The following is a 14,700-nucleotide window of genomic DNA, read 5'->3' on the forward strand; positions in this document are numbered from 1 at the left end:
CGCTGCCGAGTCGCGCGGAAAGGAAGCGTGGGGCGATGAAACTTCCTGTCGTCGTGGCGATCCCGACCAAGAACGAGGCCGAGAACATCGCCGCGGCCATCCGGTCCGTGATCGGTCATGTCGAGGCGGTGGTGGTCGTCGACTCGCACAGCACCGACGACACCTGCGAGATCGCGAGATCGCTGGGAGCTGAGGTCGTCCCTTATGAGTGGGACGGCAGGTATCCCAAGAAGAAGCAGTGGTGCCTGGACCATGTACGGCCCGGGACGCCCTGGATGCTGTTTCTCGACGGCGACGAGCGGATGAGCCCCGAGCTGCTGGCCGAGCTGCGGTACGTCTTTTCCCAGCCACTGAAAGCCGCAGCGTTCGACATCCCGCTGGGCTACTGGTTCGCCGGCCGGCGTCTGCGCTACGGCTACACCATCGTCAAGCGGGCCCTGCTGGACCGTACGCGATGCCATTTCCCGGTGCTGGACGATCTGGACGCGCCGGGCATGGGCGAGCAGGAGGGGCACTATCAGCCGGTGGCCGAGGGCGGGGCGTCGGCGGTGCGGCGGCTGAAGTCGCCGATCGAGCACGAGGACCTGGACCCCTTGCGTACGTGGTTCGACCGGCACAACCGGTATTCGGACTGGGAAGCGTGGCTGGAGGTCCATCCGCGGGTGAAGGAGTCCATCCGGAAGGCCAAGACCCGCCAGGGGCAGCTGTTCCACAAGGCGCCGCTCAAGCCGCTCACATCCTTCGCCTACGCCTACCTCTACAAGCGCGGCTTCCTGGATGGCCTGGCCGGCCTGGACTACGCCCTGGCCATGAGCTTCTACCGCTGGCAGATCGGGCTCAAGACGCGAGAACTCAAGGCGCGGCAGGCCCGTCGGCCCGCCTGACCAAGGCCCCTCCTGCGGTGCTCCGGCCTCGCGAGCCCAATCTGCTGATTGGTACGTATATTGGAGTAATGGACGAGTTGCAATGCTCAAGTGCTGTCTTCAACGTCGGTGCCACGCTGGGAGTTGAGGTGTCCATCAACGGTGCCGAGGGAGAAGGCCCAGGGGGCGGCGGCTGGGCCGAGATCGTGCTGACCAACCTTGCAATGATGGATATAAGCGATGAGGCGGGACGCAAAGACCGTCTGGTCATCAAAGCCGGCGGCGGCATGGAGACGGCCCTGCTCGCGAACGGACTTGTGTGGGCCGGGCAGGAGCTTCTCAGACTGTCCGGTGTGGGGCCAGTAGAGCCCGAAAGTTTGACTAGCTGACTTGTCCACGGCGTGCTGGAATTCCTGAAAAACCTTCGCAACTTCCCCGCGCGGTAACCCACTTTAAATCCCGGATGGATTCCAAGCGCTGGGCTTATAGGACGAACGGAGAGATCGCCCCGGGACGGTGAGTGCGGGACCATTCCTCCGGATGGGTGACATCTTCTCTGGTAACCGGTTTGATTCGAAATGCCCTGTGACCAGCCGCTGAGTCGATGCCGAACACGGAACCTCCCACGGGCGAAGGTGACTTGACGAGTCCACCGGTGGCAGACTCCCCGCGCATGGGGACTTGGGTTCGCTGTGGTGACCGGTCGGGTCGCCGCAACAGGAACTTCGATGTATTTCGTAGTGGTCCCCGGACATTGTTCGTCACGCCCAGCAACTTCACTTGATCCACTGGGCTTTGAATCAACCTGGACGGATCCCGTGCGGCGCTCAACCGAAGTGGAAATCACTGCGCTGGAACAGGCTTACCGAGAAAAGAGCAGGGAGTTCGATCGCACTGCGCAGGCGTTAAAGGCGGAGCAGTTCCGCCAGCGGATGCACTACTTGGCTCTTCTCTGTCCGCTGACACTGGTCTGCGTACTCGGTTACACAGCGGTCGTAAGGCTCTGGACCGCGCAGCCAGAATTCACCCGTTGGGCCGGTATCGTCATCATGCTGGCCGCCTCGGCGGCCGCGGTCAGTATGCTGGTGAATGACCGCAACAAGGTCGTTGACCTGACTTCTGAGCTTCACCAGGCACTCTCCGAGAAACAAAATGCCGCAGCCGCGCTCCCGCTGTACTCCGAGACGGCTCTGCGGTTCTACCGGGAGTCCACGCTGGAGTTGATGGAGTCCTACCGCAAGCGCGCGTCCACCAACCGGCGCGTCAACAATGCGCTTCAGGTCCTTGTCATCGCGGGATCGATTATTGCGTCCACCCTTATTGCCCTGGACGACAGGATCAGCCCTCTGAATCTAGCGGCCACCATCCTGACGGCAGCCGTCGGTGTCGCCGCTGGCCTGTCCGGATACTTCAAGTTCCGCGAACGAGGGTTCAACCTCCAGACCGCCACAGACGAACTGGAGAAGCACTACATCGCCGTACAGTTCCATCTCGACGAATATGAGACCGTCGATTCGTCACTCGCGCCCGATGAGGCCGAGAAGGAGCGACTCCGACGCTTCGCGCGCTTTGTGGAAAGAATCAAGGAGGAGCAGCGAAAGCGGGAGATTCAGTTGGAACACCGGGGCTCCTCGTTCTCGCGAGGTTCCCAGACCGGGGCGGTGACCGTGGTTCGTTCCACTCCCGCGTATACGTCCTGGCCCGGCAAGGAGACACAGTCCGGGAACGGGCAGAGGTGACTGGGCACCATGAGGCCTATTCACGGGGTTTCACCAGCCCTTTTTGTAGAAGGTGAGGGCGGTGACGGTTTTGGCGACGAGGGGGAACTTGGCCAGGGGGCCGCGGTAGCGGGTCGCGAGGATCTTCCAGTCCTTCAGGTGTGCGATCGCTCGCTCAATGGCGGCGCGGAGGCTGCTGATGCTCCGGTTGAGGTTCCCCTCATAGCGTGGAGTCCGTGATACCAGGGGAAGTTGAGGTTCATGGGGTCCAAGCAACAGAAGTACGACGCCGAGTTCCGTGAAGGTGCTGTACGCATCGTGATCGAGACGGGCAAGCCGATCCCGGAGGTCGCCGAGGATCTCGGAGTGCATCCGGGGACGCTGCACAGCTGGGTCTCACGCTGGAGGAGGAACGGCTCGGCCTCCTCCGACCGGCCCGCGCCCGCCGCCTCGGGCGGCCGGCTGCGGGAGGGTGAACGCGCTGAGCTGGAGCGGCTGCGCCGGGAGATGAACGAGAAGAACAAGCGCATCCGCGAGCTGGAGATGGAACGTGACGTCTTCAAACAGTGCATGGCCTTGTGGGTGAAGTAGCTGCCGCGGACCCGGCCCGGCTGGCCGGGGTGATCAGCGACTGCAAGGCCGAGAAGAACATTCCGCACACCACGTCCTGCCGGGTGCTGGGCGTGAGCGAGTCGTGGTTCTACAAGTGGAAGGACAGGCCTGTCACCGCCCGCGAAGTGCGGCGCGGACAGCTGGCCGAGGCCGTCCGGCGCGTCTTCGACGCCTCGGGCGGCACCTACGGCTCCCCGAAGGTGTGGATCACGCTCGTCAGGCAGGGATGGCGCGTCTCGGTGAACACCGTTGCGAAGACCATGGCCGAGCTGGGCCTGGCCGGACGGAAGGTACGCTGGCGTCGCGGGCTCACCCGCCCCGGTAGGCGGGCCGCGGCGCCGGACTTCGTGCGCCGCGACTTCAGCGCGGATGCCCCGGACCAAGTCTGGTGCGGCGACATGACCGAGATCGTCACGGGTGAGGGCAAGCTCTACCTGGCCACGGTGATCGACCTGTTCTCACGCCGCCTGCTCGGTTACGCGATGGGCGCTCGCCACGATGCCGAACTCGTCGTGGCCTCACTGCACATGGCCGCAGCCACCCGCGGAGGCGACGTGAAAGGCGTGATCTTTCACAGCGACAGGGGCAGCGAGTACGTCTCCCGCCGGTTCAAGCGGGTCTGCCGCCGTCTCGGCGTGACCCAGTCCATGGGACGCGTCGGCTCATGTTTCGACAACGCCGTCAGCGAGGCATTCAACAGCGTCCTCAAGGTCGAATACATCTACCGGCACACCTTCGACACCCGTACCGAGGCCCGGCTGAAGATCGCCACGTGGATCACCGGCTTCTACAACACCCGCCGACTACACAGCGTATGCGAGTACCACAGCCCGATCGACTACGAACATATGCATCGGACCGGCTCCGCCCTGGAGCTGGCCGCCTAGAAACTCTCCACACAACGAGGGGATTGACAGGGAGTCTGACATTGGCGATGCTGGACCCGTCGCTGCTCAGGTGGTAGTTCCACAGCTGTACGGTGTCGTTGGGACGGCAGTCTTCCAGGCGTACGTCGCGCTCGCTGTCCGCCGCCGTGATGCAAGACCCCGGGTAGAGCCTGCTCTCAAGCTGGTAGCCGTGACTGCCGGGCCAGAGGGGCGTGCGGAAATTCTCGCCGCACACCGTGCCGCCCGTGCCTCCCGGCAGGCCGACATCGACGCTGCCCTCGCCGGCTTCCGGCAGGCGAGCTGACCGCGCGGCGGACGGTTACTGATATCAGTGACCACTACCTTGCTGCCGGTCGTTGTGGTTTCACATGGGACAGTCCGCTCGCGAAGGAGACCCCCATGGGACGTCGCAAGGTACGCCAGCAACCGATCCGTCGGCACGTCGCCGGCGAGTGTTCGGGCATCCAGTTGGACCACCGCGACGGCAGCATGTCGTGCTCGCGCGGCGTCAACTGCCCCGGTGTCGCGCTGCCGCACCGAGGATGGGCCGACTACTCCGTCTACGGCGAGTGCATGCACTGCCGCCGTGCACCGGCGCTGGGCGTTCGTCCACGGTTCCTGAGCCCGGTTACTGACCCCAGTGACCACTACCCTTGCTCCCGGCCGTTACCGCCCCGGAGAGGCCTGCCCCTGCCCGTGCCCGGGCGCCCCGACAACCGGCGCGGCCGGGCACGCGGCGGCGGCTATTGTTCGAATGAGCAATAACTCGCTGTCGGCTCCTACCGCACCACGGAGGGCCGAGACGCAAGCGCGGTGATCCGGTATCCCGCGAGCGTAGCGATGGTCCGAGAAGTCCCGCGAAGGCCTGTGATGAGTATGACACCGTCTCAAGACAGCCCTTGTGGGGCGTCGCTCGACGCCCCACAAGGGCTCGGAAATTTATAGCGGCGATCACCTCACATGCCGGTGACGGGACCACCGCTGGTGGTGCCGAAGCCGCTGGACTCGCCGTTGTTGAAGCCTGCCGGGGCGGGGGCTGGCTGGTCCTGGGGCTGGGCCCAGGCCTGGGGCTGGTTGAGGGTCTGTGCCACCTGGCCGATGGTCTGTTTCACGGTCTGGTCGTTCTGTGCTGCGGCGGTCGGAGCCGGGTCAGCCTGGTGGTTATTCGCTTGGGCCCAGGCCTGGGGCTGGTTGAGGGTCTGTGCCACCTGGCCGATGGTCTGGTTCACGGTCTGGTCGTTCTGTGCTGCGGCGGTCGGAGCCGGGTCAGCCTGGTGGTTATTCGCTTGGGCCCAGGCCTGGGGCTGGTTGAGGGTCTGTGCCACCTGGCCGATGGTCTGTTTCACGGTCTGGTCGTTCTGTGCTGCGGCGGTCGGAGCCGGGTCAGCCTGGTGGTTATTCGCTTGGGCCCAGGCCTGGGGCTGGTTGAGGGTCTGTGCCACCTGGCCGATGGTCTGTTTCACGGTCTGGTCGTTCTGTGCTGCGGCGGTCGGAGCCGGGTCAGCCTGGTGGTTATTCGCTTGGGCCCAGGCCTGGGGCTGGTTGAGGGTCTGTGCCACCTGGCCGATGGTCTGTTTCACGGTCTGGTCGTTCTGTGCTGCGGCGGTCGGAGCCGGGTCAGCCTGGTGGTTATTCGCCTCCTGCAGAATTCCGTTGTAAACCTGCGATGCTGACACCCTGTCGGTTTTGGCCTCGCCAATGAGTGTTTTGAGTCTCTCGCCATCCTGCACCCCATGCTCCTTCAGGAAAGACTCCACCTGATATGTTGATCCGTGGTTGTCCTTGTCATACTGTAGGATGCTTTGGGCGGCAGGTAATACAAAATCCTGCCAAGCGTTTGGATCGGTTGAACCGGCAGACATTTTCGTCGCCAGATCCTGAACGTAACTTCGCTTCTGTTCGGTGGTCCAATCCGGGTGCTGCTGACCCAGCGCATTCATCGCCAGGGCTATTTTGCCTTGATTTATTTCTCCATCGAATGGCGTCAGCCTGATATATTCCTGCTTGCCGCCGTGCCAGTCCGGGAAAATACCAGGGATGTCTGACGCGGCATAGGTGCCAGCCAGGTAAACCTGCTTTCTGGGCCCTCCGATGTTTTCGTCCTTCACCTCCTGGTCGAGATCCCTATCAAACTGATCCTGGGTGGCATGCCGGTAATTGAATTCATTCCAGTAGCCCGGATAGTGCTGAAGGGTGCGAGTGTTGGCGTCATGGCGAACACACGCCCGATTGGCAGCCTGTCCACCTGCGGTGCAGCCGTCATTCGACCAGTCTACGCCGTCCTTGATCAGTGACGGTTTGTCCTGGCCGGTCGGGTTGTTGAGCTTGCTCTGCTGCGTAAAGGAGCTGAGCGACGGATCGTTTATTTGGTGCCACCAGAGAGGATTCGTCCAGAAATTCTGATCGCCGAAGTGCTTCTGGCGATCCTCAAATGTAGGACCCGACTGGGCCGGTGGTAGGGATTCATCAGCCGATGCATTTGCTGCAGTGGTCAGCATGAAGCCTGCAGAAATGGGAGCGGCCAGGATGCCCGCCCTGACTGCTCGCCTCTGCTTAGCGGTCAGCGTGTTACGTGCCTTCTTGTGCCGTGCCAACTATCTCACCCTCCTGTGTTTGGATTATTCAGGCGACCGCCGAGTTCAAGTGAAGTAACAACTCTGCCTCGGTCGTATGCGACGGTGCATCCTCGCGATATTTCATGACAGTGCATCAGTGACTGACCGGAGGCTGGATACCCCGGGTAACACCTGCTTGTCGACACAGGGGAACATCTAGCGGGTGCGAAAGTCCAGTGACTTGGCAATTCGCTTCGTTATGCAGAAACCGGCGTGTTCCCGGTCACATCAAGAATCCCAGAACGAGAAAAGGCGGGCGGCGGGAAATTTATACGCCTCTTGTCAAAAACGAGGCCTGCGCGCCCGGCACGGCACATGAACGGTGACGCGGCCATCCTTCGCCTGCCGAAGCATGTGGCGCGAATCACTGAGACGGTGCGGTTGGTTTCCACCTCGGAGCCCGAGCGTTGCGCCAAGCGGGACCGAAGTGAGGAGGCCACGCGTGCCCGTGCACACGTGTGCATGGACACAGGCCGAGACGCAAGCGCGTGATCCGGTATCCCGCGCGCGTAGGGACGGTCCGAGAAGTCCCGGGAAGCCCGCGACGGTAGCGACCGCCGTGCGTACGGTCCGCGCCCATGACTACACGAACATCACTCAGCCCGCCCGCCGGAAGCCTCGCCGGAAGGGCCGCCCGACCCTGCTCACCCCGGCGAGGATGGATTTGCTGACCCGGGCCACGGCCGCCGGCCTCCCGGTGAAGCAGGCCGCCGACGCGGCCGGGATCGGAAGGTCCACGTTCCTGCGCTGGATGGCACTCGGAGAGGACGCTGTCGAGAGCGAGCACGGCGGCCTCCTGGACGGCGACTCCCCCAACCCGTACGCCTCCCTCTACGCGAGGGTGACCCGGGCCCGCGCCGCCGCGGTGGTCCGCGCACACGGCCACATCGAGGAGGCAGCCCGCGGCGCGGTCGTTTCCGAGACTCACCGGACGTGGACCGACCCCGTCACCGGCGAACACCGCAGCGAGAAGCGCATCCGCTGGCGGCCGACTGGCGCGCATCCGCGTGGCTGCTCGTGCGGTTCGACCCGCACCCCAAGTCGCTCGACAAGCAGCTCGACGAGGAAGAGGCCCGCATCCGCCGAGCGCGGCGAGACGCCGATGGAGCGCGCGCTGCCCCCCACCTCCAGGACCTCGCGGCCTGCCTGCAGAAGACCCTCGCGCAGTACCAGCAGGAGGACGGCAGGACCACCCAGGAGTGACCCGGGCTCCGAGTTGCAAGAGATGTCACGTCCGCCGAACTTCCGCATGGCTGCACACCCCCGTCCTCGGTGAGGCCGGGGATGCACAACCGCCGCCCTGACGGGCGTGATCGTTCCGATCACACCTTATGCATTACGAATGACCCAGGATGCGTCAGTGAGCCTCTTTCATCCTGAATAGTCGCAGGTCAGCAGGGTGTGCACTGCGGCGACGGTCCGGCCGATGCGGTTCGTTGAGCATCGGGCCTTGCGGAAGATGCGCCACTGCTTGAGGCGGGCGAAGGCGCGTTCGCCGGGAGCGCGGAGGCGGGTGTGGTCGCGGTTGTACTGCTGGTAGTGCTCTGGTTGTTCGCGGTGGTGGTAGTAGGGGGTGCGCACCGTGGCGCCGGCGCCCTGATAAGCCCGGTCGGCCAGGATGAGGATCTGCCGGGTCAGACATGCCTGGACGATTCCGTGGGCTCTCGCGGCGGTCAGGTCGTGCGTCCGCCCCGGTGTGGCCCGCGAGAACCACAGGGGCGTGCCGTCCGGATGGGCGATGACCTGCACGTTCATGCCATGCTTCTTGTGCTTTTGGGAGTAGTACGGCTCGTCCGCCGCGATGCGGTCTGTCGGGATCAACGTGCCGTCCACGACGACGAAGTCGCCCTCGCCCAGGCCCACCAGGGCCTCGTGCAGACCTGGGGCCCACGCGGCCAGAACCTCGATGGTCTCGTCGACGTACCGCCACGCGGTCGCTTCTGAGACTTCGAACGCGGCGGCCACCTGCGCGAACGTCTCATTCTTCCGCAGATGAGCCAGTGCAAGGAGAGCCTGCTTGAAGCAGCCCAACTTCCGCCAGGGCGAGTTCAGTTCACGCCTTCGGGCGTAGATGAGCCACGAGACATGCTCAACGAGCTCGTGCGGGACGTCGAGCGTGGAAGGATACGGAACCAACGAAGCCCCCCGGCCGTCGGCGTGTTGAGTGAGATCACCACACCAACGACGAGGGGCTTCGCCGCGTCACCGCTCCTGACCAGCCCTTTTCACTCCTGAACCACAGGATGAAAGAGGCTCAGTGACGAAAGCGGCCCCGCTCACCGCCGCTTCTTCCGCCGGTTCTTCGGCTGCTGCCGGCGTGCCCAACGCGGCAGCTCCGGGCCGGGCGGTTCGGTGAGTGGGGCCCGCAGTAGCGCGGCCACCTCGTCGCACGCGTCGGCCGGAAGTCCTGGCCTCCGGTACGGTTCGGCTGCTGTGCTCTGAGGGCCCCGTTTCTGTCCAGGGCACTGAGGTAGAGGTGGGATGCGGCGTTCTCGATGCGGTACCAGCTGTCAGTCCCCGCCGCGTGCACGTCTGCCCGCGCGCTGCCGGCACCGGCCGGCGACACCGTGGTGAGCAGCATCCCCGTCGTGGCCCTCTTGCTCCATGTCATTGTCACGTCTCGTTTGTCCCGTGGCCGCGGGGCAATGTTGGTAAGCCGTATTCCGGACGAAGGAAGGGGCGTGGGTCGCTGGGCCTGTCACCTGAGGCACCGACGCCGCCGGCCTTGTCCTCGGTTACGGCGCACCGCCCGTCCTTGTCGCTTCCGCCGGTGCGCATGTGAGGTGATGAACCAAGCTCAGGGCGCGGCCTGGGCATCCGGGACGGTCATGGTGTCCGGCGGGGCGCGGTCCGGGGCCGGAGGGGCCTTGGGCGCCACCATCAAGGTCAGAGCCGTGGCGGCAAGGGCACTGGCGCCGAACAGGCCGCTCGCGACCAAACGGCGCCGTCCGTCGAGGGAGGGCGCGGTCCTTCTGGACTTGCGATGTCTGGCCATGGTCCACCTCCGGTGTGCTGTCCGCGTCTGTCCGCGTTCCTAGAACGTGAACCGCTCGGTGTGGATGCGGGACTCCGGCACACCTGAGCGGATCAGCGCGGCTGTCGCCGCCTGCGCCATCCCTGGCGGCCCGCACAAGTACACGTCGTGTTCGGCGATATCGGGGACCAGGTCGCGCAGCGCCTGAGGCGCGAGTGGGTCGAAGGGGCCGTCGCCCGGGCCGAGGAGGTAATGCAGTCCCGCCTGCCGACTGGCGGCGATCCGCTCCAGTTCCTCGCGCAGCACCAGCTGGCCGGCGTGGGAGGCGCGGTAGAGGAGGGTGATGTCACCCGGACCGCCGGGCAGGCTCTCGAACAGTGCCCGCATGGGCGTGATGCCGACGCCGCCGGCGAGCAGCAGCGCCTTGCGCTGGGTGCGGCGGTGCGCGGTCATCGCGCCGAACGGCCCGGTGGCCAGCACCCTCGGGCCGGGCCGCAGCCGCTGGATCCGCCGCGTGTGGTCGCCGAGCGCTTTTACCGTGATGCGCAAGGTGCTCGTGTTTGTAGCGAATGGTGATCTTGGGGTGGCGGGCTCTACGCCGCGGCTGCTTCCCAGGCGCGGATGACCGCGGCGATTTCATCGGGACCGGGTTGACCTGCAGGGTTGTGAATATGGCGGGCGGCGATGATCGTCCGGCGAAGCTTGATCACCATGTCGCTGAACGCCGGGGTCGCCTTCGTCGCGTACCAGGGCTGTCGTGCGCGCCGGTCGGCGATGTCGGCGGGGTGGTGCCCGTGGGCGGCGTACCAGAGGACGACGATGGTGTAGACGGCCAGGCCGAAGGGGACGGTGCGCTCCACCGCGCGCCGGGTGCGGTTGCGGGCCTGGCCGACGCCGAGATCCTGGCGCATGTGCTCGAAGATCGATTCGATCGGCCAGCGCGTGCCGTACCGTTCAATGAGGTCGTCGGCGGGACTGACCAGGTCGGTGCTGATCAGAGCGAGGTCGTACGGGCGGGTCGAGTTCAGGTCGCGGATCAGGACGAGGCGGACCGGGAGGTCCTTGAAGGCTCCGTACCACAGGCATTCCCTCTCGGTGATCCACACGAACTCCATGCGCCCGTAACGCTCCACGACGGCAAGGCGCCATGTCGCCGTCTGGGCAATCGCGGTCAGTGAGCCCAGCGCCCTGCCCTTCTTGCGGGGCCGTCCCCGCTTGTTGGTCTTGGGCGGGGTCGGCGCGGACAGGGCGGCGTTGCGCGGGAGTCGGGTGGTGAAGGTGACCGACGGGGGCAGGTCGGCGACCTTGCCGGAGTGGTAGGCAGCGTCGCCGGTGACGTGGAGAGTGCGGCCGGGGAAGAGCGCGGCCAGGTCGTGGACCATCTCCAGGGCCAGGTCGGTGCGGGAGGCGGTGGCCTTGCCCCGCCACAGCCGGGCGGCCACCGGCACAGCGACCGGCTTGGCGAGGAAGGGCAGGCGGACCACGACCGCGCAGATGACCCAGGTGTTGCCGAACCCGAGCTTGTCCTTGCCCCGCCCGGAGCCGTCATGCGCCCACAGCGCCCCGAAGACCTTCCTGCCGACCCGGTGCAGCAGGGTGTCGTCGACGACAGCCAGGATCGGCGCGTCCGCTGGGAGCAGGGCTTCGACCACGGCTCGGGCCAGGCGCAGGCCGAGCTGGTCGGGATCCCACGAGGCCTCAGAGAAGAAGGCGTGGGCCCTGCGGTGCGGCCACAGCCGCGACAGTCCCGCCCCCGTCAGCATCCCGGTGACCGTACGCCGCCCCGTCTGCGCGGCCATCCCGGCCACCAGATGGCAGAACGTCTCGAACGAATGCTTCGTGAAACACGGACGAGTGACCTGCAGAACAAGCAGCAACGACGCCGGTAACGTCATCCCCGGAACCATCAGCGGCAACTTCCTCGCTTCGAGGCGGTTGGATCAACACCGCTGATGGTTCTTCACGTTCAGCCTGACGTTCCGCAAGCCACTCAGCGGGCTCACCCGAACAGGGAAGCCACTATCTGTTCAAGATCACGATTCTCCGCAAAGTCGAGCAAGGTGTCGTCCCGTACGGGTGCGGACAGGGAGAAGGGAAGCGCGGTCCGCCACAGCCCCGGGGCCAGGAACCGCCAGCGGAAGAACTGACCGGCCTCGGCCCGGAGCAGATCCAGGTCGGCGCCCCGCATGACAATGGAGACCACGCCGGGAGCCTCGGCTCGGACGTCGACCACGCGCAGGCTGTGCCGCAGCGCCTGCCGTACCGGCACGACGACCCGGTACCAAGTGAGCAGGACGGCGACAGCCGCGTACATCATCGCCCACAGCCAGACCGTGAGCGCGCTGCTCGCGATGTCCGGGCCAGCCAGCTGGTGGGCGAAGGCAAGGGCCGCACCGAGGTAGGCGAAGAGGTGCGTCCCCCGCCAGGCGTCGTGACCCACGCGGTGCCGTATGCGGCGTGCGGATGCCACGCCCACCAGCAGTAGCAGCGCCGTCCCGGCGGCGGCCGCCGCGACCGCGGGGTAGGCCAAGAGGTGGACGCAGGCAGTGTGGACGTCAGTGCCGGTGTGCGCGGTATAGCCGCACAGGGCCAGCAGAGCGTGCCCGAGACACAGCGACAAGACGTAGCGCCCGCCGAGGGCGTGCCACCGGGCGAGCCGGTCGGCGCCGACACCGTGCTCGATGGCCGGCACCCGCGCCATGAGCAGCAGCATGACCAGTACGCCGTACCCGGAAAGCAGTCCGCTGAAGTGCGCACAGGTGGCGAACAGTGCGTCCAGCCGGACGGACGTCTCCACCTGCACCGCCCACAGGACCGTGACGGCGCAGGCCCCGGCGATGATCCCGGTGCGCAGCGTCGGCGGTGAAACGCTGGGTGGCGCCGCATCGCGGGTGTGCGCGTGCGGGAGGCGTGCGTCGCCACGGTCGTGAGAGCTTTCATCGCCCGGCAGAAGGTCACCAAGACATCCCCGGAAGCACAGAGGCTGGCTCAGGAAACCCATGGCGCCTTCGCCAAGGTCCCGGCGGCAGCCAGTTGTCCGAGGTGGGACGCGGCCGCACGGGCGCCGCCCGCGGCGCGGAACGCCGTACGGATCCGGTCGGCCGCGGCACGGTAGCCGGGCTCGTGGAGCACGGCGTCGATCGCCGCACCCAGTCTGGCGGCGGTGGCCCGCCCGAACCTGACCCTGATGCCCGCTCCCGCACCGGTCACCTGACCGGCCACCACCGGCTGATCGTCGCGGATGGGGGCCACCACGAGCGGAACGCCGTGCCAGAGGGCCTCGCACACGGTGTTGTGCCCGGCATGGCAGACGACGGCGTCGACCCGTTCAAGCAGAGCGAGTTGGGGGACGGAGGGAAGGACGAGCACGTCCTTGTCGTCCGGGGCCATGCCGCCCAACGCGTTCCCCGGATCGACGATCACCGCCTGCAACCCCTCCGCGCGGTGGCGCAGTGCGCTCAGGCACTCGCCGAGAAAACGGGCCCCGACGTCGGTGTTGGCGGTGCCCAGAGTGACCAGCACGGTGGCGCGGGCGTCGAGCCAGTCCCAGGGGAAGCCAGGTGCGGCGGGGCGGGCCGCGATCGAGGGACCCACGTAACGGATCCGGCCGTCCATCCTGGCGCCGGGGCCGATGAGTTCCGGGGTGCTGTACGTGAGCACCAGGTGGGGGGAGAACCGCGGGTCGGCGGTACCGGACGTGGCCCCCATGCGGACACGCAGGTCCTTCAGGAGCGCGTCGATCCATGCCGCGATCTTGGGCATGCCCGCCAGGGCGTCGTCGAACGCGAACTCGGCCGTGGTGGTCGACGACGTGGCCCACGGCACGCCCAGCTGCTCCGCAACCAGTCCGCCGGCCACGGCCTGCTGGTCGGCGACGATCACATCCGGGCGGAAATCCCGGACGGCCGCCCTCACCCCGGGAGCCATCGCCTCGGCGAGAGGTATCAGAAAGTCCTCCCACAGGAACTTCAGCGCATCGGGACCCCGGAGATCGGGAGGCCGCACCGCGTCACCCGAGCCCAGCAACGGCCCCGTGCACGCGTACTCCAGCGCCTCGTCCCCCGCGAGCCGCCGCACGAGCCCGTGACCGGCGGACGCCCAGGCCACCTGATGCCCGCGCGCGGTGAGTTCGGCCGCCACCCCCACGGTCGGGTTGATGTGGCCGACCAGGGGCGGTACGACGAACAGGAATCTGCTCATGGGGCATCCGTCCCCGCTGCCGTGCCCGGAGTTCCCGCCTCGGCCACCTCATGGATCAGGGAGAGAATGTGGGCCCCCACCGCTTGGGGAGCCTCGATCAGCACGGAGTGCTCATGCCCCGGTACCACGACGCTCCGGTAGTCCGGCAGCAGGGACTTCAGCCACGGTGACTGTTCGACCAGGCTCGATTCGCCGCCGTAGATGAAGAGCGCGGGGCAGCGCACCGACCGAATCTGGTCCTCGGTCAGCACCCGGCTGGCCGGAATGTCACGGACGATGGTCGTGGCCTGTACCAGCCGGGCCGCGCGCTTGGCCTGGCGGGCCTTGTGGTGGCCGCGATTCGCGGTGATCCAGGCCAGTACGGCGGCTTCTTCCTTCTCCATCCTGGCCGCCCACTGGCGCATGCCCACGCCCAAGTTGGCCGCCCACTCAGGGGTCGCCGGACTGGACTCGATGACGGAGAGGCTCGCCACGCGTTCCGGACGGCGTACGGCATAGCTGAACGCCACCGTGCCACCGTAGGAGTTGCCGACGAGGTGGACCGGGCCGGTCACATCCAGCCGTTCGAGCAGGGTGTCCAGGTCGTTGAGGTTGTAGTCGAGGGTGTATCCGCTGTCCGGGCGTTCGCTGCGGCCGTGGCCTCGCAGGTCGTACATCACGACGTCGATGCCGGCCTGCGCGAACGACGGCGCCAGGGTGAAGTAGTAGCTGGCCAGACTGTCGGTGAGCATGCCGTGGACGAGTACGGCGGTGGCGACGGCCGGCCGGCGCCCCTTGGGGGGCACCCTCTGTACGTGCAGCCGGATGTCACCGACGTCGATCATCGCCATG

Annotated in this window: 14 protein-coding genes and 1 pseudogene; 6 read left to right on the forward strand and 9 right to left on the reverse strand. The window is 66.4% G+C overall.

What is annotated here, in order from left to right; genetic code table 11:
- Positions 1–35 precede the first annotated feature (35 nt).
- The 3 genes from ABIE67_RS50230 (at position 36) to ABIE67_RS50240 (ending at position 2,602) form a co-directional block, all read left to right on the forward strand.
- A complete protein-coding gene (locus ABIE67_RS50230) occupies positions 36–884 on the forward strand; it encodes a glycosyltransferase family 2 protein (RefSeq protein ID WP_370271159.1) in 849 nt (282 codons plus the stop codon).
- A 68-nt stretch (positions 885–952) separates the two neighbouring features.
- The gene (locus ABIE67_RS50235; protein WP_370271160.1) at positions 953–1,252 is read left to right on the forward strand and encodes a hypothetical protein; all 300 of its coding nucleotides are present in this window, start codon (positions 953–955) and stop codon (positions 1,250–1,252) included.
- Between the two features lie 339 nt (positions 1,253–1,591).
- The gene (locus tag ABIE67_RS50240; protein WP_370271161.1) at positions 1,592–2,602 is read left to right on the forward strand and encodes a DUF4231 domain-containing protein; all 1,011 of its coding nucleotides are present in this window, start codon (positions 1,592–1,594) and stop codon (positions 2,600–2,602) included.
- A gap of 30 nt (positions 2,603–2,632) precedes the next feature.
- Here ABIE67_RS50240 and ABIE67_RS50245 read toward each other — a convergent pair whose 3' ends face one another.
- A complete protein-coding gene (locus ABIE67_RS50245; protein WP_370271162.1) occupies positions 2,633–2,857 on the reverse strand; it encodes a hypothetical protein in 225 nt (74 codons plus the stop codon).
- On the opposite strand from ABIE67_RS50245, the gene ABIE67_RS50250 reads away from it, so the two are divergent.
- Positions 2,843–3,172 (forward strand): transposase, encoded by a 330-nt coding sequence (locus ABIE67_RS50250; protein WP_370252162.1) that lies wholly within the window; start codon positions 2,843–2,845, stop codon positions 3,170–3,172. The genes ABIE67_RS50245 and ABIE67_RS50250 overlap by 15 nt on opposite strands.
- Positions 3,160–4,080 (forward strand): IS3 family transposase, encoded by a 921-nt coding sequence (locus ABIE67_RS50255; protein ID WP_370252164.1) that lies wholly within the window; start codon positions 3,160–3,162, stop codon positions 4,078–4,080. The genes ABIE67_RS50250 and ABIE67_RS50255 overlap by 13 nt, the downstream gene beginning before the upstream one ends.
- Positions 4,081–5,036: 956 nt before the next feature.
- On the opposite strand, the gene ABIE67_RS50260 is transcribed toward ABIE67_RS50255, so the two are convergent.
- Entirely contained in the window at positions 5,037–6,674 is a 1,638-nt protein-coding gene (locus tag ABIE67_RS50260; RefSeq protein WP_370271163.1) for a hypothetical protein, read from the reverse strand.
- Positions 6,675–7,628: 954 nt separating this feature from the next.
- Here ABIE67_RS50260 and ABIE67_RS50265 point away from each other — a divergent pair.
- Complete coding sequence (locus ABIE67_RS50265) at positions 7,629–7,898, forward strand: hypothetical protein (protein WP_370271164.1); 270 nt, start codon at positions 7,629–7,631, stop codon at positions 7,896–7,898.
- A gap of 168 nt (positions 7,899–8,066) precedes the next feature.
- On the opposite strand, the pseudogene ABIE67_RS50270 reads toward ABIE67_RS50265, so the two are convergent.
- From ABIE67_RS50270 to ABIE67_RS50300, 7 genes and pseudogenes are all read right to left on the reverse strand, one after another.
- Positions 8,067–8,872: pseudogene (locus ABIE67_RS50270) on the reverse strand (transposase family protein).
- A gap of 620 nt (positions 8,873–9,492) precedes the next feature.
- Entirely contained in the window at positions 9,493–9,690 is a 198-nt protein-coding gene (locus ABIE67_RS50275) for a hypothetical protein (RefSeq protein ID WP_370271165.1), read from the reverse strand.
- Between the two features lie 39 nt (positions 9,691–9,729).
- Positions 9,730–10,218 (reverse strand): hypothetical protein, encoded by a 489-nt coding sequence (locus ABIE67_RS50280; RefSeq protein WP_370271166.1) that lies wholly within the window; start codon positions 10,216–10,218, stop codon positions 9,730–9,732.
- 44 nt (positions 10,219–10,262) lie between these two features.
- Positions 10,263–11,564, reverse strand: coding sequence for a transposase (locus ABIE67_RS50285; RefSeq protein ID WP_370251558.1), 1,302 nt, complete (start codon positions 11,562–11,564; stop codon positions 10,263–10,265).
- A 104-nt stretch (positions 11,565–11,668) separates the two neighbouring features.
- Positions 11,669–12,472, reverse strand: a complete 804-nt coding sequence (locus ABIE67_RS50290; protein ID WP_370271167.1) for a ferric reductase-like transmembrane domain-containing protein — start codon at positions 12,470–12,472, stop codon at positions 11,669–11,671.
- Positions 12,473–12,657: 185 nt separating this feature from the next.
- Positions 12,658–13,869 carry a glycosyltransferase gene (locus ABIE67_RS50295; protein ID WP_370271168.1) on the reverse strand — a complete coding sequence of 404 codons (1,212 nt, stop codon included), beginning with the start codon at positions 13,867–13,869 and terminating at the stop codon, positions 12,658–12,660.
- Entirely contained in the window at positions 13,866–14,699 is an 834-nt protein-coding gene (locus ABIE67_RS50300; RefSeq protein ID WP_370271169.1) for an alpha/beta fold hydrolase, read from the reverse strand. Before ABIE67_RS50300 ends, ABIE67_RS50295 begins: the two co-directional genes overlap by 4 nt.
- Between the last annotated feature and the right edge of the window lies 1 nt (position 14,700).

The sequence above is a fragment of the Streptomyces sp. V4I8 genome (genome assembly GCF_041261225.1).
In the GTDB taxonomy this organism is placed as follows: Bacteria; Actinomycetota; Actinomycetes; order Streptomycetales; family Streptomycetaceae; genus Streptomyces.